Source organism: Microbacterium sp. GbtcB4, assembly GCF_019091465.1.
Lineage (GTDB): Bacteria > Actinomycetota > Actinomycetes > Actinomycetales > Microbacteriaceae > Microbacterium > Microbacterium paraoxydans.
This window is the reverse complement of sequence record NZ_JAGXJJ010000590.1, coordinates 1-235: the sequence shown is the minus strand read 5'-3', so window position 1 is coordinate 235 and position 235 is coordinate 1. Positions and strand designations below refer to the sequence as shown.

The 235-nt window shown below is 71.1% G+C and carries 1 pseudogene; it reads right to left on the bottom strand.

Annotated elements, in window-relative coordinates:
• A pseudogene (locus KVS71_RS18925) lies at positions 1-235 on the bottom strand (sugar ABC transporter substrate-binding protein); the annotation flags it as partial.

Here is a 235-nt window from a genome sequence, read left to right as displayed (position 1 = left end):
GCAGCGGCGCGGTGTCCCACTGGTCCTCGGTCAGCGAGGAGTCCTGCTCCGTCGCGATGACCTCCGGGTCCTGCAGGAGGAAGGCCGTGGTGCCGTTGGTGGACCCGGCGACCATCTCGGGGTAGCCCCACGAGACGGCGGACGGCGGCGAGGCCTCCTTGAACAGGACGAAGTAGCCGTCGACGGCCCCCTGCGCCTCGGGGGCGGCGAAGATCGTCGAGCCGTCCTCCATGAG